At 74.8% G+C, this 18522-nt stretch carries 11 protein-coding genes; all 11 read right to left on the bottom strand.

Features of this window, described 5'->3' with window-relative positions; genetic code table 11:
- Positions 1 to 3: 3 nt before the first annotated feature.
- From LTT61_RS01425 to LTT61_RS01375, 11 genes are read right to left on the bottom strand one after another with little or no spacing between them, the layout of a single operon-like run.
- Positions 4 to 726, bottom strand: a complete 723-nt coding sequence (locus LTT61_RS01425) for a PucR family transcriptional regulator (protein WP_233018098.1) — start codon at positions 724 to 726, stop codon at positions 4 to 6.
- Positions 723 to 1529 carry a hypothetical protein gene (locus tag LTT61_RS01420; protein ID WP_233018097.1) on the bottom strand — a complete coding sequence of 269 codons (807 nt, stop codon included), beginning with the start codon at positions 1527 to 1529 and terminating at the stop codon, positions 723 to 725. Before LTT61_RS01420 ends, LTT61_RS01425 begins: the two co-directional genes overlap by 4 nt.
- Positions 1526 to 2161, bottom strand: coding sequence for a hypothetical protein (locus LTT61_RS01415; RefSeq protein ID WP_233018096.1), 636 nt, complete (start codon positions 2159 to 2161; stop codon positions 1526 to 1528). Before LTT61_RS01415 ends, LTT61_RS01420 begins: the two co-directional genes overlap by 4 nt.
- A complete protein-coding gene (locus tag LTT61_RS01410) occupies positions 2148 to 4802 on the bottom strand; it encodes a phosphoenolpyruvate synthase (RefSeq protein ID WP_233018095.1) in 2655 nt (884 codons plus the stop codon). The genes LTT61_RS01415 and LTT61_RS01410 overlap by 14 nt, the downstream gene beginning before the upstream one ends.
- Positions 4799 to 7270, bottom strand: coding sequence for an ABC transporter permease (locus tag LTT61_RS01405; protein ID WP_233018094.1), 2472 nt, complete (start codon positions 7268 to 7270; stop codon positions 4799 to 4801). The genes LTT61_RS01410 and LTT61_RS01405 overlap by 4 nt, the downstream gene beginning before the upstream one ends.
- Positions 7267 to 7959 carry an ABC transporter ATP-binding protein gene (locus tag LTT61_RS01400; RefSeq protein WP_233018093.1) on the bottom strand — a complete coding sequence of 231 codons (693 nt, stop codon included), beginning with the start codon at positions 7957 to 7959 and terminating at the stop codon, positions 7267 to 7269. Before LTT61_RS01400 ends, LTT61_RS01405 begins: the two co-directional genes overlap by 4 nt.
- Entirely contained in the window at positions 7947 to 9020 is a 1074-nt protein-coding gene (locus tag LTT61_RS01395) for an SDR family oxidoreductase (protein ID WP_233018092.1), read from the bottom strand. The genes LTT61_RS01400 and LTT61_RS01395 overlap by 13 nt, the downstream gene beginning before the upstream one ends.
- A complete protein-coding gene (locus LTT61_RS01390; RefSeq protein WP_233018091.1) occupies positions 9017 to 9274 on the bottom strand; it encodes an acyl carrier protein in 258 nt (85 codons plus the stop codon). The genes LTT61_RS01395 and LTT61_RS01390 overlap by 4 nt, the downstream gene beginning before the upstream one ends.
- Entirely contained in the window at positions 9271 to 12909 is a 3639-nt protein-coding gene (locus tag LTT61_RS01385) for a DUF6001 family protein (RefSeq protein WP_233018090.1), read from the bottom strand. Before LTT61_RS01385 ends, LTT61_RS01390 begins: the two co-directional genes overlap by 4 nt.
- A complete protein-coding gene (locus tag LTT61_RS01380; protein ID WP_233018089.1) occupies positions 12906 to 15932 on the bottom strand; it encodes a non-ribosomal peptide synthetase in 3027 nt (1008 codons plus the stop codon). The genes LTT61_RS01385 and LTT61_RS01380 overlap by 4 nt, the downstream gene beginning before the upstream one ends.
- Positions 15929 to 18520, bottom strand: a complete 2592-nt coding sequence (locus LTT61_RS01375; protein WP_233018088.1) for a beta-ketoacyl synthase N-terminal-like domain-containing protein — start codon at positions 18518 to 18520, stop codon at positions 15929 to 15931. Before LTT61_RS01375 ends, LTT61_RS01380 begins: the two co-directional genes overlap by 4 nt.
- Between the last annotated feature and the right edge of the window lie 2 nt (positions 18521 to 18522).

Genomic DNA, 18522 nt, shown 5'->3' with positions numbered 1-18522 from the left:
CGATCAGCCGATGCCGAGGAAGCGGCGCACGAGTACGGCGGCGCGGAGCTGCCACAGCGACTCGAGCCGGGTGGGGTCGAGGCCGATGAGCTGACCGGCCTTGTCCAGGCGGTTGGTCACGGTGTTCGGGTGGACGCCGAGTGCGCGGCCCGTGGCGAGCCGTCCGTGTTCGAGCCGCAGGTACTCGCGCACGGTGTCGAGCAATTCGGGGTGCGGGTCGAGCGGGGTGAGCAGCCGGGCGAGGTGGTCGCGGCCGGGGCCGGGGCGGGTGATCTGGTATTCGAGGGCGAGGTCGCGCGTGCCGAAGATACCGGGTCCGGGGCGTACCCGGACCGCGAGGTCGAGCAGTTCGTGGGCCAGTTCCGCGCAGGCGGGGACCGTGGGGGCGGTGGCGGGGACCCAGGTGGCCGTGAGCGGGGCGGTAATCAAACCGGGCGGGGCCTGGTCGATGTGGCGGAGGCCGGGGATGAGGATCGTGCCGCTGCGGCGGGTGAGGGCGGCGGGGACCGGTTGTTCACAGGTGGCGACGAGCCGGGTGTGGACGTCGCGGATCGGGTCGTCGTCCGGGGCGGGGTCGGCGGCGAGCGCGCAGACCACGTAGTGCGCGGTGACCGGCTCGCGGAGGACGCCCGCGAGCAGGGCACGGCAGGGTGACTGCTCGCGGTTCGCCTTCCGGGTGGAGGCGGGATTCGGCTCCTGCCATCCGCTGCTGTGCGGGCTGCTCACGGAGAGTTCGCCGCCGCCAGGCAGGCATCCAATACCTCGGCGGGGTCCGCGGAATCCGCGTTCGGCACGCGCACGAATCGCAGGCCGGGCCAGACGCTTTCGAGCCGCGCACCCAGTTCTCGATATCCCGTGCGCAGTGTTTCCAGGTGCGCGAGGTTCTCGTGGGTTTCCAGGGGCCCGCCGCGCAGGGCGAGCCGCCGGGCCGCGTCGGCGGGGGGCGTGTCCAGCCACAGCACGCGGTCGGGCAGCGTGGTGCGGTAGCTCTGCGCGAAGCGGGTGACGGCGGCCTCGGTTCCGGTGCCGAGGATGGTGACGATCTCGTCGAGCACCGTCGCCAAGTCGCCGCCGATGCCGACGCGGTCCTGTTCGAGGGCCTGCCAGCGGCGCAGCGCGGCGGTCGCGCCGGGGAGCTGCCGCTCGGCCCGGTCGAGGACGGGCGCGACATCGCGCCGGGCGCGGCCGGCGAGCCGCGCGTAGAGCGGGGCGTAGACCAGGGTCTCGATCAGCGGATGCCGTTCGCAGATCAGGACCTCGGGGCGGTAGGTGCGCAGCAGGAAGTCCTCGACCGGGCCGTACAGGGTCATGCGCAGGTAGAGCGTCGCCGCCTTCACCGCGGGGTTGCCGACGGCGTCGGCGGCCGCGCCGACGGCGGCGAGTTTGCGCGACAGGTCGTGCAGCGGCCCGTCGGCGTTGTGGTGCAGGTCGGGGCAGCTGAGGGTGAGCTGGTTCCCGGCCCGCAGCCGGGCGATGAGCGAGGACTTGCCGCAGCCGTCGATGCCGACCACGGCGATCCGTGCGGTCACGGCCGGGCCGCCGCGGTGACGGCGTCGAGCATGGTTCGGGTGAGCACCTCCGGGGCGGTGGTGGCGTCGAGCTCGATCCAGCCGAGTTCGGTGCCGAGCCGGTCCAGTTCCGCGTGGCTGCGCCGCTGGAATTCGAGGAAGCGGGCGGCGTCGCCGTAGCCGCTCTCGTAGTCGCTGGGGTCGGTGCGGCGGGCGAGCGCGGTCTCCGGGGTGACGCGCAGGTGGAAGGTGAGCGCGGGTGGCGGGAAGGCGGTGGTGGCGGCGCGCAGGGTGGCCGGGTCGCCGCCGTGCGCGACCTCGGTGGCGAAGTACTTGTACCAGTAGGCGTTCAGCAGGAGGATGCGCGGGTTGCGGGCCAGTGCCAGGTCGAGCGCGGCGTGCAGGGCGTGGAAGAGGAAGTGGGCGCGGGCGTTCGGGCCGAGCACACTCAGGTAGGCGAGGACGGCGGCGCGGTCGGCGAAGGGCAGCCGGGCACCGATCACCGGATCGGCGAGGGCGTCCCAGATGCCGGCGCCTGCGGTGTCGATGCCCGCCTCGGTCAGGGCCGCGGTGAGGGCGTCGATCTGGGTGCTCTTGCCGGAGGCGTCGGCGCCGGCGACGCAGACGAGCAGCGGGGGCTCAGGCGGGGTCATCGAGCCGCTCCACCAGGCCGGAGCCGCCGTCGAGCCGGACGGTCTCGCCGTCGCGGATGGTCGCCATGAGCCCGGGCACGCCGACGACGGCGGGGATGCCGAGTTCGCGGGCGAGCACCGCGGAGTGCGACAGCGTGCTGCCGCGTTCGATGAGCAGCCCCTTGACGCTCGGGAAGAGCGGCCCCCAGCCGGGATCGGTGCGCAGCGCGGCCATGATGGTGCCGCGCACGTCGAGATCGTCGTCGGGGCTGCGGACTACGCGGATCGGCCCCTGCACGATGCCGGGCCAGCAGCCGGTGCCGCGCAGGGTGCGGCCGTCGCCGACGGGCTCGGCGGCGGCCGCGGCGGTGGGGGTCAGGACGTCGGGCGGGCCGGTGGTCTCGAACTGGTTCGGTGGCTCGGTGTGTTCGTAGCGGGCGAACTCGGCGATGCGGGTGCGGGCCAGCGCGGCGAGGTCGGTGGTCATGGAGCGGCCCTCGGCGAAGCCCTGGATCTCCTCCATGGTCAGGTAGAAGACGTGGCGCGGCTCGTCGAGGCGGCCCGCGGCGCAGAGCACCTCGCCGACCCGCAGGTAGACCGAGCGCCCGACGCCGACGATGCGGGTGCGGGTGAGCCGCATGCGCTCCCGGTCGCGGACCGCGGTGCGGGCCTTGCGCAGCACCCCGGCGAGCCTGTCGCGGCGGCCGCGGGGCAGGGCGTCGAGGATCTCGCGCTCGAAGGCCGCGCGGCGCAGGGCGTGGTCGCGTTCGAGCGCGCCGGCGTCGATGGCGTCGTCGCGGACGTAGTTGCGCAGGATGGTGCCGATGAAGGAGGGGTCCTGGCGCAGCGACACCGTCTCCAGTTTCTGCTCGCCCATGCAGCGGTCGCCGTAGCGGTCGAGGTAGGCGTCGAGCTCCGCGGCGACGGCGGGTGCGGCGGCGCGCACGGCGTCGAGGCCGGCGCGCGGGTCGCCGGTGTAGAGCGCGGTGCGCAGTTCGGGGGCGCGGCGGATGTCGGCGGCCAGCCGCATCAGGATCAGGGTCGGTTGCAGTGATTCGACCGCCTCCTCGGAGGCGAGCAGCCCGGCCACGGTCTCCTCGGAGCCGCCCGCGGCGGCCAGGATGCGCCTGGCCCGGCCGGCCTGGTTGCTCAGGTAGAGGTCGTTGAGGATCTGCACGGCCCAGCGGTCGAACAGGTTCAGGCCGCGCTCGGCGAGGTCGAGGAGCTGGTCCAGTTCGGTGGCGGTGTCCAGGTCGTGGCGGATGCGCTCGACCTCGGCGCCGACCTCGCGCTGGAACCGCTCGACGAGCCTGCCCCGGTTCAGCATCCGCCAGCCGAGCACCACGAAGACCGGGGCCAGCTGCGGGATGGCGGCGAGCCGCTCGGCGGGGCCCGCGTGGATGCCCTCGATGAAGTCGACCGGGTGCTCGACGCCGATCATCCGCTCGACGTCGTCCTTGTTGCGGTCGAAGAACGGGGCCAGGCGCAGCACCCGGTACCAGTTGTTGATGTTGTAGTAGACCCGGCCGGAGACCAGCCCGACCATGTTGCGCAGCACTTTGTCGTTGGCGGCGATGGTCCGGTCGCCGACGCCGATCAGGTGCAGCGTCTCGCGGAAGATCACCTCGTAGACCTTGGCCGCCCAGGAGAAGGTGAGCGGGGTGGTGACGCCGTTGAAGCTCTCCTGGATATTGCTGTTGTCCCACACCGTGCGCCAGGTGCCGAGCGCGGCCACCGCGGTGATCGGGCGGGTCTGCAGGATGACGAGCTCGCCGGCGCGGAAGGTCCACTCGATGTCCTGCGGGCCGCCGATGGCGGCGGCGATCCTGACCCCCTCGCGCACCAGCTCGGCGGTCTGCTCCTGGCTCAGGCAGCGGATCCGGCGCCGCGGCTCGGCGACCACGCGCTGCTCGGCGCCGCCGGCATCGGCGCGGCCGTACTCGATGTCCTTGTCGGCGACGGTCACCGACACCTCGGTGCCGTCGTGGCCGACGGTGAACTCGTCGGTGGCGCAGGCCCCGCTCACCACGCCCTCGCCGGTCCCCCAGCAGGCGCTGACGACCGCCCGGTCGGTGGCGCCGGTGACGGGGTCGGTGGTGAACAGGACGCCGGAGACCTCGCCGTCGACCATGTCCTGGATGATCACCGCGACCGGGGACGCGGCCTCGGCGCCGGTGTAGTGCAGGGCGCGCGGGCTGAAGGCGGAGGCCCAGCAGCGGCGCACGGCGTCGAGCACCTGGCCGGTGCCGGTGAGGTAGAGGAAGGACTCGTAGATGCCCGCGTAGGAGCGGTCGGCGCCGTCCTCGCCGACGGCCGAGCTGCGCACCGCGACGCGCTCGCGGCCGTGCATGGCCTCCTCGATCTCGGCCGCGAGCGCGGGATCGACCGGGGTGCGGCAGATCTCGGCGCGCAGGCGTTCGGCCGCTTCGGCGCGGGCGGGGTCGTCGGCGGCGTCGAGCAGGAGCCGATGCAGTTCGGGCAGTTCGCCCCGGGTCAGGTGGGCGGTGAAGCCCTCGGTGCCGAGCACCACCCAGGAGGGCACGGTGGCGCCGGCGCGGGCGAGCCGGGCCAGCCCGGCCGCCTTGCCGCCCGCCCAGCCGGTGTCGCCGTCGGCGACAAGAGTGCCGTCACGCAGCACGGATACGTCGGTTCGCTGATTCATTCGACCCTCATCGCTTCGATGATGTTGACGGTGGAGACGCGCCACGCGGCGGGCAGCGCGCCGAGCAGGCAGAGCAGGAGCGCGCCGAGCGCGAGCGCGTAGGCGCCGGGGACCGGGGCGAAGGCGACGTCGACGTTCCACGCGCGGGAGGAGGCGAGGTCGGCGACGACCTGCTGCACCGAGCCGAACGCCAGCCCGAGGACCCCGCCCACCACGGCGAGCCCGGCCGCCTCGGCGAGCACCGTCGCCACGGCGAACCGGCGGGCGGCGCCGATGGCGCGCAGCACGCCGATCTCGCGGCGCCGTTCGAGCACCGAGAGCAGCAGCGTGTTCAGCAGCGCGACCGCGGCGATGATCGTGACGATGATCCAGATGAGGTGGTTCAGGCTGGTGGCCTGGTCGAGCGCGGCGGCGAAGCCGCGCACCGCCTCGTCGCCGCTGTAGACGTGGACGCCGGGCGGGACGGCGCCGCGGACCTGGTCGAGCGCGGCGCCGGGGTCGGCGCCTGGGTCGAGTCCCAGTTGCACGGCGGCGGTGCCGGTGTCGCCGAACCACTCCTGCACGAGCGGGAGGCCGAGCGCCAGTGCGCCGTTCAGGGCGGAGAAGAAGGCGACCTCCGCGAGGATCGGGACCGCGTGCGCGCCGGTGGGGCTCGGGACCGTGAGGGTGTCGCCCACCCGGAGTGATAGCGCGTCGGCGAGGTCGCGGGAGACGACGGCGCCCGCGCCGTCCAGGACGCGGCGCGCCACATCGAGGCCGGCGGCGTCCAGCAGGGCATTCGCCGAGCCGGGGGCGACCCCGTAGGCGAGGGCACGTTGTTCGCCCAGGTCGACGTAGGTGGCCTGGTCGGCGACGACCGTCGCGACGGCGGGCAGCGCGCGCAGCCGTTCGGCGGTGTCCGCGGGGAGCCGGGGTCCGGTGGGGAAGGTTCCGGCCGGGGTGGTCGAGACCCAGATGTCGGCGCCGCGCAGCACCTCGAACGACTTCTCGGTCGAGGTCACCGCGTTGCTGTTGCCCGCGCTGATCGCGAAGCTGGCCGCGACCGCGACCGCGACGGTCATCAGCGTCGCCCAGGAGCGTTTCGGTGAGCGGCGGATGGTCTCGGCGGCGAGCGCGCCCGCGCCGCCGCACCGGTTGGCGACCGCGGCCGCCGCGCGCACCAGCGCCGCGCCGACCGCGAAGCCCGCCGCGATCTCGGCGGCGAACATGGTCGAGATGCCGCCGTTGGCGAGGATGCCGGGCTGTCCGGTCGCGACCAGCACCGCCGCGACGGCCAGCACCGCGGCGAGCACGGCGGCGCCGATCCGCGCCGCGGGGCGGATGCGGTCGACCGGTGCGACCCCGACCGGGGCCAGCGCCTCCACCGGGGACACCAGGTAGACCTGCCGCGCCGCCAGTGCCGCGGCGGCCAGGCAGACGGCGACCGCCGCGGCAACGGCGAGCGGGATCGTCCACCACGGCACCGCGAATTCGATTCGGGCGGAGACCGATTGCAGGAATATGTCCGGAAGCCGGCCGACCGCGGCGCGGCCGAGCAGCAGCCCGAGCGCGGCACCCGCCAGCGCGCCGAGCAGCGCCGAGACGGCGGTTTCGGCGAGCAGGTCGGCGACGATGCTCCGGCGGGTCGCGCCGAGCGCGCGGAGCATGGCGATCCGCTGCCGCCGGCCGGCGATCGCCAGCCCCATCGCGGTGTAGATGAGGAAGGCGGCGACGAGGAACGACATTCCGGCGGCGGAGACGGAGACGAAGCGGATGAGCTGGACGCCGTTGCTCGCCGCGGCGCGGTGGGCCGCGGGCTCACCGACGCCGGCCCGGCCCGCGACCGCGGCGGTGACGTCGCGGCGCAGCGCGGCGGGGTCGGTGCCGGGCGCGGCCACGATCAGGACGAAGTCGATGCGGTCGCCGCGGCCCGCGGCGCGCTGGGCGAGCGGGAGCGGCGCGAGCAGGAAGCGGCCGCCGTCGAAGCGTTCGACGCCGTCGAGCACGGCGGCCACGGTCACCCGGGTGTCCCGCAGGGCGATGCCCTCCCCCGCCGCGAAGCCGGTGTTCGGGCCCGCCAGCACCCCGTCCGGGGTGGCGGGCAGGACCCGCAGGTGGTCCTGGAGCGGGCTGTGCAGCGCCGTCGCGGAGGCGTCGGTGCCGATCAGCAGGGCGGTGCCGCGCGCGGTGGTGACCGGGGTCTGCACCAGCGGGACGGCCGCCGCGACGCCGGGAACGGCGGCGACCTCGGTGCGCAGCGCCGCCGGGATGCCCGCGCCGGAGAAGGCCGAGACCTCCAGCGCGGCATCGCCGGTGGTGCCGTGTGCGAAGTCGTCGAGGGAGCGGTCGATCGAGCCGATGATCGACAGCACGGTGACCAGCAGCGCGGTCGAGACCGCGACCACCGCGCCGGAGGTGAGCGCGCGGGCGCGGTGCGCGGACCACTCCCTGACCCCGAAGACCCACCAGCGGTTCAGCGCCGACCTCACGGCGCCTCGCGGCCGGTGTCGTCGGCGACCCGGCCGTCCCGCAGCGTCACCACGCGGTCGGTGCCCGCGGCGGCCTGCTGGTCGTGGGTGACCATGACGACCGCGCGCTGCCGGTCGCCGTCGCGCGCGAGCCGGGCCAGCAGCGCCATGAGCTCGTCGCCCGCGTGCGTGTCGAGGTTGCCGCTCGGCTCGTCGGCCAGCACGATCGGCGGGTCGAGCATGAGCGCGCGGGCCACCGCGACCCGCTGCATCTGGCCGCCGGAGAGCTGGGCGGGGCGGTGCTCGGCGCGGTCGGTCAGCCCGACGGTGTCGAGCAGGTCGTGCGCGCGGGCGCGGGCGCCGCGCAGGGTGCCGCCGTCGAGCAGCATCGGCAGGGCCACGTTCTCCCAGGCGCTGAGCGTGGGGAGCAGGTTGAAGAACTGGAAGACGAAGCCGATGGTGTGCCGCCGGAAGGCGGCCTGCCGCTGTTCGCCGAGGCCGTCCACCGGTTCGCCCCGGAAGACGACCCGGCCGCTGTCCGGGGAGTCCAGCGTGCCGAGCAGGTGCAGCAGGGTGCTCTTGCCGGAGCCGGACGGCCCGACGACCGCGGTGAAGGTACCTGCGTCGAAGCGCAGGCTGACCCGGTCGAGCGCGCGCACCTCCTTGCCGCCGACGGTGTAGGACTTGCTCACCTCGCTCAGCTCGAGCACCGCACCACCTCGTCGACGGAGGCCAGCGGCGCGCCGAGATAGCCGCTCTCGGTGCAGAAGTCGAGCAGGGTGCGCAGGTAGGCGGGGCCGGTGTCCGGTGGCGGGGTGCCGAGCAGCGCGGCGGTGTTCGCGGTGTCGAAGCTGCGGCGGGCGTCGAAGTAGCCGGTGTACTGGGCGCCGATGCGGAGGTAGTACTCGCGCTCGAGGTCGCCCAGGTCGGCGAGCACGAAGGCCGACTTGGGGACGAAGCGGGCCACCTCGAACGAGGGGTACTCGGCCAGCACCTCCGACATGCCGCGCAGCGACAGCGGGTCGGCGCCGACCGCGTGGAAGGTGCGGTGCTCGGTGAAGTCGGTGACGGCGGCGACCACGGTGTCGGCGACGAAGTCGACCGGGGCCAGCGAGAGGGTGGCGTCGTAGCGGCCGGGCAGGGTGCGCAGTTTGCCCTCCACGATCAGCTTCACCACGGTGTAGAGGTTCTTGTAGTCGCGGATGGCGCCGGTGCCGGTGTAGCCGGTGACGATGCCGGGGCGCACGATCGACCAGCGCAGCCCCTCGGTGTTGCGGACGTGGGTCTCGGCGTCGAACTTGCTGCGCTCGTAGCCGTTTCCGAAGCCGTGCGCATCGCTGAGGTCGTCCTCGGCGATGCCGCCCTCGCGGCGGCCGCAGACGTAGGCGGTGCTCACGTACACCAGCGGGACGTCCAGCTCGAGGGCCAGCGCGCAGGCGTTGGCGGTGCCCGCCACATTCAGTTCGTCGTAGTCGCGCTGCGGCGCGGCGAAATCGGTGGTGGCGGCGCAGTGCACGATCGCCCCGACCCGGCCGGCCATGGCGCTCGCGTCCAGGCCGAAACCAGGCGCGCGCACGTCACCGCGCACGGCGGTGACCGGTGCCTCCGGATCGTCGGCGAACGCGGTCGCGGGCAGCCGGTTCCCGGCGCAGTCCACGATGCCGGGGGTGCGGTGGGTGAGCGCGACGACGTGCCGTCCGCGCCGGTGCAGCCGGGTGGCCACCTCGGCGCCGACCAGCCCGCCCGCGCCGGTGAGCAGCACGGCGGTCACCGGCGCTCCCCGGCCGCCGCGCCGCGGACCAGCCCGACGACGTCGCCGACCCGCAGGATGTCGGCCAGGTCCTCGGGGTTCTGCCGCGGCAGGGCGAAGACGCGCTCCAGGGCGACGGTGAGCTCCATCAGCCGGATGGAGTCGAAGCCGAGGTCGTCGATCAGGCGTTCGTCGTCGCGCACGTGCTGCGGGGTGTCGGGGGCCATGCGGGCGATGAGGGCGCGGACGGGCTCCGCGATGGCGTCGTCGGTCATCGGTCGATCTCTCCGTTCGGGTCGGTGCCGCGCTGGTGCGGCTGGGCGCCACCGGAGGCGAGCAGGTCCTGGACCTCGTCGATCGGCAGCTCGGTGTCCAGGTAGGCCGCGAGCCGCAGCCAGTCGTAGGTGATCCGCAGGGTGGCGCGCCACTGCTCGTGCGAATCGAAGGAGGCGGGGAAGGCCAGGTCGGCGGTGGTGCGGACGGTGTCGACGAGGTCGTCGAGTACCGCGAGCCCTGCGCTCTGCGGTGCCCCGGCGAAGCCGACTCGCGCGGCGGCCTCCACCCGGGCCAGCAACCGGTCGCGGCCGGGCAGGCCGGCGGGTACGAGCCGCTCGAGCGTGGCGACCGGGGCGACGTCCGGGGGGAGCGGGCTGATGCCGAGGGTGCAGAGCAGCAGCCGCACCGCGCCCTTGAGCAGCCGGTCCGCGGCGGCCTCCGCCACCCGGGGCTGCCCCTGGCCGAGCGCGCCCACCAGGTCCTCGCGGGCGTTCTCCACGATCACGTTGGACCAGACCAGCGCCGAGGCGCACTCGGCGAAGCGGGTGGCGGGTAGCGGGCTCAGCGTCACCGGCCGGCCTTCGGCCCTGGTGCCGCCGCCGATGCCGAGCACCGGGCTGACCGGGCACGGGGCGAGGGTGGACGGGCCGAGCGGTTTCACCATCGCCACCGCGGGCCTGATCGCGGCGCCGCGGCCCCAGCGCAGGCCGACCAGGCCGAGGCGGACGAATTCGGCGAGTTCGGCGTGCAGGGGCTCCGGGCTGCGCGCGAGCACCTCGGAGACGGAGCGGCCGAAGACCACGCCGCGCCAGGCCTTGGCGGCGCGGTCGGAGAGGACCAGCACGTCGGAGCGGCCGCGGACGACGTGGATGCGGCCGTCGATGGGCCAGGTCGTCACGCCGTCGACGCGGGTGAGCACCACCTGCACGGGGTCGTCGGCGACCGCGACCCCCAGCTCCTCGGCGAGCGCCAGCGCGGGGGCCAGCGCGGAGCTGGACACCTGCGCGGAGCCGGACACCTGCGCCAAGCCGGACACCTGCGCGGAGTCAGGCTCCTGCGCGGAGTCAGGCTCCTGCGCGGAGTCAGGCTCCTGGGCGCGGCCGCGATCGGTGCCCGCGCGCAGGGCGCGGAGCTGCTCGAAGTAGCGGTCGGCGAGCGCGTCCGCGCCGAGCCGGTCGAGCTGCGGGCCGAGCCACTTGCTCTCCAGGTAGGTCTCGCCGCGCTCGGCGAGATGCCCCTTGACCGCCTGCAGCAGCCCGTCGGCCGCCCACGCCGCGGCGGTGCCGTGGTCGCGCAGCGCGGCCATCGCCACCGCCTGGCGCAGCGACTGGGTCGCGCGCGCCGACCACCAGCGGGACAGCACCCGGCTCAGCTCGGGGAACGGCAGCGCCTGCCGCAGCCCGGCGATATCGGCCGCGCCGGGCCGCACCACCGCCGCCCTGGCGAAACGCTGGCAGCGGTTGAGCAGGTCCTGGTCCAGGTCGAGCAGGGCGGCCCCGGTGATGTCCTCGTCCAGCGCGGCCTTGCGGACCAGGTCGAGCTGGGCGCGCAGCTCGCCCTCCGACCGGGTGCGCACCTCGACCCGGCGCCCGCCGAGGAAGAGCACCGACGGCATCACCGGCGTCGGCTCCGCGCCGGGCGAGACCGCGAGGAAGTCGATATCGGAGCCCTCGTTGCCGAACCCCTCCGCGATCGAGCCCTCCAGCAGGACCGTCGCCGTCGCGGGCACCTCGACCGCCGCGAGCGCCTGCTCCAGCAGCCGGGTCAGCTCGGCGTCACCGAGCCGGGACAGGGACGCGCGCCGCTCGGCGAAGACCGGGGCGGAGTCGGTCTCGACCGCGTCGGTTCCGTTGTCGCGGTACAGCTCCCACATGAGCCTGCGCCGCGGCTTGCCGCTGGAGGTGCGCCGGATCAGCCCACGCTCGCCGGTGACGACGACGCAGTCGCGCGCCGGGCCGAGCTCGGCGCGCAGCGCCTTGCGGGCGGCGTCGGTCCAGTCGCCCGGGGCGTGCTCGGCGAAGAGCACGACGCCCTGGTCGACGCCTGCCTCCGGCATGGCGACCGCGGCGAAGGTGTGCTTGGGCAGCCCGGTCTCGCGGGCGATCCTGGCATCGAGGTCCTCCATGAAGACCGACCGGCCACGAACCTTGAGGCTGGAGCCCATCCGGCCGAGTACGTAGAGCTGGCCGCCGCGCAGGAAGCCCGCGTCGCCGGTCCACAGCTCACCACCGGCGAAGCGGGTGCCCGCGGCCGACTCCTGGTCGGTGCCGTGGTAGCCGGTGGCGACCGAGGCACCGCTGAGCACCACCTCGCCGAGCGTGCCCGGGGGCAGTTCGGCGCCGTCGGTGCCCGTGATGCGCACCGCGACCGCGGCGGCCGGGCCGCCGAGCCCGACCAGCCAGCCGCCCCCCGACAGCGGCTGGCCCCGGTACGGGGTCTCGGCGACGACGGCGACCGGTTCGCCGAAACGGGTTGCGGCGCTGTCGATCCGCACCGCGACCGGGGTCTCGCCCGAGCGGGTGATGGTGGCCATGAGCGTGGATTCGGCCAGCCCGTAGGCGGGGCGCAGCGCGGCCGGGTCGTAACCGGCCTCGGCCAGCAGGGCGGTGAAGGCGCTGACGTGCTCGACGTCGACCGGTTCGGCGCCGGTGATCAGCGACCGCAGCCCGGACAGGTCCAGGTCGGCGAGGTCTTCGGGCCGCACCCGGCGCGCGGTGTAGCCGAGTCCGAACGACGGCGCGACCGCGTGCTGGGCCTGCGCCATCGCCCGCACCCAGCGCAGCGGCTCGCGGATGAACTGGTCGGGGCGCATCAGGTGCAGCTCGCCCTGGCCGGCGATGGTGGCGATGACCGCGCCGACCAGCCCCATGTCGTGGTAGAGCGGCAGCCAGGAGACGGTGGCGTCGCCGGGGCGCCAGCCGATCGAGTCGGTGATGTAGGCGACGTTCGCGGCGAGGTTGCGCCAGCTGATCGGCACCCCCTTCGGCGCACCCGACGAGCCCGAGGTGAACTGCACCAGCGCGCGATCGGTGCTCCCCGGCACGGGGGCGCCGACAGCCGCGATGGGGTACACCGGGTTGTCCGGCAGCCTCGTCGGCGCCGCGCCGTCATCCGCCGGGTTCGCCGGGGCGCTCGCTGCGGACGCGCCGCCCGCGACGTCCTTCGGCAGGGTCACCGGGGTGCCCGCCACCCCGGCGTCCGCCATGGCCGCGCCGATCGGCCCCTGCAACTGCTCGGTGGTGACGACCAGCCGCGGGGCGGCCCGGGTGAACTGCGCGCGCAGCTGCTCGCCGTACTCCCCGCCCGCGCCGAACACCGGCGGCGCCACCATGGTCACCGTCGCCCCGCTCGACCACACCGCGAACATGGTCGCGATGCAGCGCAGCTCGGTCGGCAGCACCACGCACACCCCGTCGCCCGCGCGCAGCCCGGCGGCGGCGAGCAGGGCGGCGACGGCGCGCACGTCGGCGGCGAGCTCGGGGTAGCCCCGCCTGGTCCAGCCGCCGTCGTCGTCGGCGAGCCGCACCCCGCCGGCCGGATCCGGGTTGTCGAGCCAGCCACAGATGGCCTGGTAGTCGTCGGAGGGCACGCGTTCTCGCTTCTTCTCGTCGGGGTTCGCGGGCACGGGCGTCACGCCCGCTCGGCCAGGAACTCGGTCAGCGTGTCGGGGGTGCAGTGCTCGAACAGGTCGACCACGCTCAGCTCGGGCAGGCCGAGCCGGGCGCGCAGCCGCTCGCCGACCTGCAGCACCATCGCCGAGGTGCCGCCCGCGTCGAAGAACCGGGTGGAGCCGTCGAACTCGGTGCTGCCGAGCACTTCGCTCCACACCTCGGTCACCACGGCGTCCAGCCCGGCGGCGGCGCGGTCGTCCGGGGTGGCGGCGGGGGCGGTGTCGCGGTCCGCGGTGTACAGCCGGGTCAGCGCCTCGGCGTCGAGCTTGCCGTTGGCGTTCACCGGCAGCACCGGGAGGACCAGGTAGCGGTCGGGGTGGAAGGCGCGGGGCAGCAGCGGGTCGAGCCGTTCGCGGACCGTCGCGAGATCGCCGTCCCCGTTCAGGACCAGGAAGCACACGAGTTCGGCGGTGAGCCCCGCACCCGCCACCCGCACGTGCGCGTTCGCGACCAGCCCGGTCCGGTGCACGGCCCGCTCGACCTCGCCCGGCTCGAGGCGGTGGCCGCGGATCTTGACCTGGGTGTCCATCCGGCCCGCGACGACGAACTGCCCGTCCGCGCCGAGCGTGCCCCGATCGCCGGAGAGGTAGCTGGGCACGCCGTCGATCTCGACGATGCGCGCGCGGGTCGGCTCGTCGTCCTGGAGGTACCCGAGCATGAGCCCGGGACCGCTGACCACGAGCTGGCCGGGGACGCCGCGGGGCAGCACCCGATGCGCGGCGTCGACCACGGCCATGCCGGTGTCGGCGAACGGCCTGCCGATGACCGACCGCTCCGGCGGGCGGGCCGGGACCCGGAACGCGGTGTGGTACATGGTGGTCTCGGTGATGCCGTAGCAGTTCATGACCGCCACGTCGGGGCGGGCGGCGACGAACCCGGCGACGCTGCCGTACTCCAGCCGCTCCCCGCACAGCAGCACGTGACGCAGGCCGGTGAGCTCCCGCAGCCGCGGCCCGTGCATGGCGAACGCCGACGGCGTCTGCGACACCACCGCCACCCGGTGCCGGTCCAGGAACGCGCCGAGCGCTGCCGGGTCGCGCTTGACCTCGGCACCGGGAATACACACCGCGCCACCGGAGAACAGCGCGCCGAGGGTCTCGACGATGGAGATGTCGAACGACATCGAGTGGAACAGCAGCCAGCGCTCGGCCCCGATGCCGGTGGCCTGTCGCAGGCCGTCGAAGAATCGGACCGCGGCGTCGTGGCCGATCCGCACGCCCTTCGGTGCGCCGGTCGTGCCGGAGGTGAAGATGATGTAGGCGAGATCGTCCGGGCCGGGCCGGGCCGCCGATGCGGGCGCGGGCGGCAGCCGCTCGGGCATGGCGACCGTCCGCGGGCCGGCTTCGGGCAGTGCGTCGCCGCTCGCGTCTGCCTGATCCGCCGGGCCGGTGACGATGGTGATGTCGGGGCAGGCCGCGGCGATCTGGGCGACCCGGGCCGGTGCGGCCGCCACGTCGATCGGCACGTAGACCTTGCCCGCCTTGAACACCCCGAGCATGGTCGCCACCAGCCGCACCGATGGCGCGATCGTGACGCCGACCAGCGCGCCGGGGACGTGCGCGCGCAGCCAGGCGGCGACGGCGTCGGAACACGCGTCCAGCTCGGCGTAGCTCAGCCGCTCGTCGTCGGTGAGCACGGCTGTTCCATCGGGGTCGCGGGCGACCGCGGTCGCGAACTCCTCGGCCAGGCTGCGCCGCGGGAAAGCGGTGACCGGCTCGACGCGCGCGGCGAGATCGCCTTCGGCCCAGCTGATCGCACCGAGGCGCAGGTGCTCCGGGTCGGCGACGACCTGGTGCAGCACGTGCCGGTAGAGCGCGCCGATATCGGCATCGGGCAGCTGGTCGGCGCGCTGGACTAGCAGCGCGGGCTCGTCCGCGCCCACCTCGACGGTCACCGAGAGCGGGTGCTGCAGGTAGCGGCGGTCCACGTGCAGCGCCTCGCCTGCCACGCCGTCCACGACCGCGGCCAGTGGGCGCGGGTACAGGGTGAAGGCGACCGAGGGCTGGGTGGCGTCCATGGCCTCGGAGCCGATCAGGCTGCGGGAGAACTCGGAGAACGGCAGCTGCTCGAACTCGAGCAGCCCGCGCAGCTGGGCCTCGGTGCGGGCGCAGAGCTCGGCGAAGCCGACCTCCGGGCGCAGATCGAACCGGATCGGCAGGGCATTGACCCGGACGCCGCGGGTGGTCGCCGAGCCCGCGCCCGAGCGGCGATTGGACATCGGGGTGGAGACGACGACGGTGTCGGTGCCCGCCAGGCAGCCCGCGGTGAGTGCCAGCGTCGCCAGCAGCACCGTGTAGCGGCGCACGCCCAGCGCGGTCCCGGCCGGCTTGGCGCGGTCGTAGTCGGCGCGCGGCAGCGGTTCGCGGCGGATGCCGCCGGTGATCCGGCCGCCGGGGTCGCGGTCTCGCCAGCCCTCGACGCGCAGGTCGTCGAGGCCGGCGAGCACGGCGCCGAAGTGCCGCACGGCGTCGGCGCGGCTCGGGGCCGGTGCGTCGGCGGCATCGGCGGGCGAGCCGGGGTCGGGGCTGGTGTAGGCGGGGTCGGCGTAGCGGGCGGCGAAGTCGGCGAGCAGGTTGTAGAAGCCGAAGCCGTCGGAGAGCACGTGCGCGCCTGCGAAGAGGAAGTAGGCGTCGGCGCCCGCGGTGGCGATCTCCGCGTGGTGGAGCGGGGCGATCGCCGGGTCGAAGACGCTGTCGCCGAGCCGTCGGACCTCGGCCTGGACGGCGGCGAGGTCGGGGTAGCGGGTGACCGGGACCGGTGCCCGCACAGCGGTCGGGGTCACCACGATATCGCCGCTGCCGGTGCGGGTGAAGGTCTCGGTGAAGGCGCGGTTGCCGTGCAGGATCGCCTCGACGGCGGCGGCGAACCGGACCGGGTCGGTCCCGGCGGGCAGCCGGGAGAGCAGCGCCCAGTTCTGCGCCGGGTCGGCGGGGCGCAACGCGGCGGCGAGCACCAGGTGCCGCTGGATCGGGGATGCGGGTCTCATGGGATGGTCCTTCTCGTGCGCAGCGCCCGCTCGAGCAGCTCGGCCGCCGCCGCGCGGCATGGCTGCTCGGTCAAGACGGTGTAGTGGTCGCCGGGGGTGTCGAAGGTCCGCACGTCCGCACGGGTCCAGCGGGACCAGTCGGTGCCGGTGGCGGGGTCGATGCCGACGGCGCGGGCCCGGGCCGGGGTCAGCGGGATCTCGGCGCGGAGCACGGTGATCGGCACCGAGATCGGGGTCGCGGGCCGGTAGGCGCGCAGCGCCTTCGTATTGGCCAGCCACAGCGATTCGAAGGCGGCGAGGACGCCGGCGGGGTCGGTGCCGGGCAGCTCGGCGGCGGCCGTGCGCGCGATCGCGCCGACCTCGCGGCTCAGCGCCTCCGGGTCGACCGGTTCCGCCCCGAACGCCTGCGGCGGGAAGGAGTCGATGAGCACCAGCCCGGCCGGTGGCGTGCCGTCGGCGTCGAGCTGTCTGGCCATCTCGAAGGCGACATTGCCGCCGAAGGAGTACCCGCCGAGCACCAGCTCCGGGCTGACGGCGCCACGTTCGCGCAGGGTGCGCAGGCAGGCCGCGGCGATCTCCTCGACGGTGTGCGCGCCGCGCACCGCGCGGAACGCCGCCAGAGTCAGCCGCGGCGCCGCGCGCTGGAGCGCGGTGTAGCCGAAGTTCGTGCCGCCCGCGGGCGGGTACAGGTAGATGAGCGGCTCGCCCGCGCCGAGGACGAGCAGGTCGCCGCCGGGGGCCGGCGTCTGCTTGGCGCGTGCCTGACCGGCCAGGATCGCGGCCAGGTCGCCGATCCGGGAGACGCCGTCCAGGGCGTCGAAGTCGACCCGGAAGCCGATGCTGTCGGTGAGCGTGCCGACCAGCGCGACCAGCGTCATGGACTCCCCGCCGGCGGCGAAGAAGTCGGTGTCCTCGTCCGCCGCGCCGCCCAGCTCGGCCACGGCCAGCCGCACGAACAGGGCGTGCGCGTCGTCCTCGGGGGCGGGCGCGGGCGCCGCCAGCAGCGGCAGGGTGAGGCGCTGGGGGTTCAGCGGGCTCGGCGGGAGCCAGATCCGCTCTCCGGCACCGGGTTCCGCGGTGCCGGTCACCGGCGCCGGCCGGGCGGCCACCGACCCGGTCACCGGCTCGAGCGCGAGCTGCTCGGCCAGGTCGGCGGCGGAGACCGCCGACCCCGACCAGACGTGCTCGTGCCGGACCCGGCGATCCAGCGTGGCGGCGATATCGCGCACCGCGAGCTCCGGGTTCGCCCGCAGGTACTCGGCCAGCCGCTGCCGGTACGCGCGCAGCCCGTCCGCCGAGCGGGCCGAGACGACCACCGGGACCGGCCCCCCTTCGGCCGGTCCCGGCGCCCTCGCCTCGGCCCGCCGCAAGACGACGTGTCCATTGGTGCCGCCCATGCCGAACGAGCTGACGGCGGCGTACTCCAGGTCGGCCACCGGCACCGGCTCGGTGGCGAAGGCGAACCGCGAATCCGCCAGCGGAATAGCAGGATTCGGCGCGGTGAACGCGGGCTGGGGGAAGATCGTGCCGCCGCGCAGCACCAGCACCGCCTTCAGCAGCCCGACCATGCCCGCCGCGACGTCGAGGTGGCCGTACCCGGCCTTCGCCGCACCGAGGTAGCAGCGCCGCGCGGCCGGATCCGCGTACGCGCGGGAGAGCGCGCGGAACTCGATCGGATCACCGAGCGGCGTTCCGGTGCCGTGCGTTTCGAGATAGCCGACCGCACCGGGGGTGATCCCCGCCCGGTCGAGCGCGGCCGCGAGCACGTCGCGCTGCCCGCCGACCGCTGGCGCGCTGTACGCCATCCGCTGCGCGCCGTCGTTGTTGATCGCCGAACCAGCGATCACCGCGAGCACGGGGTCGCCGTCCGCCCGCGCGTCGGCCAACCGCCGCACCACCACGACCCCGCCGCCGCTTCCGCGAACGGTGCCGTCGGCGGCCGCGTCGAAGGGCCGCGAGCGCCCGGTGGCCGAGAGGATCCCGCCCGCCTCGTGCAGATACCCCTGCTCCTGCGGGAAGGCCAGCGATGCCGCCCCCACCACCGCGGTGTCGGCATCACCGAACGCCAGCCCCAGGCAGGCCTGGTGCAGCGCGACCAGCGAACTCGAGCACGCGCTCTGCACGGTCAACGCGGGCCCGGTGCAGCCGAGCCGGTAGGCGATCCGGGTGGCCAGGAAGTCGCGGTCGTTGCCGAGCAGCGCGCGGTAGTCGACCCGGGCCGGGCCCGGCTCCGCCGCGGCCACCCGGCCGTGCAGCCAGGTGGACGCCGAGGCCGTCGCGTACACCCCGATCCGAGCGCCGGAGCGCGCGATCCCGGTGGATTCCAGCGCCTCGTGGGCCAGCCGGAGCAGCAGCCGCTGCTGCGGGTCGGTCCAGCGCGCCTCGGTGGCGGTCAGCCCGAAGAACTCGCGGTCGAACAGCTCCGCCTCGGGCAGCACCGAGGCGACCGGTACCTCGTTGTCGTCGGCGAGCACGCGCGGCACCGGGCCGAAATGCGTTGTCCCCGCGAGCAGATCGGCGCGGAAGCGATCCAGGTCTTCGACGCCGGGCAGCGCGAGCGCCGCCCCGACGATGGCGAAGGGCTCCACTG

This window comes from Nocardia asteroides (genome assembly GCF_021183625.1).
Classification (GTDB): domain Bacteria; phylum Actinomycetota; class Actinomycetes; order Mycobacteriales; family Mycobacteriaceae; genus Nocardia; species Nocardia asteroides_A.
Note: the sequence above shows the minus strand (reverse complement) of the source record. Positions and strands in the feature narration are given on the sequence as shown.

Bases quoted from the DNA above. Each gene is read 5' to 3' on its own strand.
- LTT61_RS01415 (WP_233018096.1), bottom strand. From the start codon at position 2,161: ATGACCCCGCCTGAGCCCCCGCTGCTCGTCTGCGTCGCCGGCGCCGAC.
- LTT61_RS01410 (WP_233018095.1), bottom strand. From the start codon at position 4,802: ATGAATCAGCGAACCGACGTATCCGTGCTGCGTGACGGCACTCTTGTC.
- LTT61_RS01390 (WP_233018091.1), bottom strand. From the start codon at position 9,274: ATGACCGACGACGCCATCGCGGAGCCCGTCCGCGCCCTCATCGCCCGC.
- LTT61_RS01380 (WP_233018089.1), bottom strand. From the start codon at position 15,932: ATGAGACCCGCATCCCCGATCCAGCGGCACCTGGTGCTCGCCGCCGCG.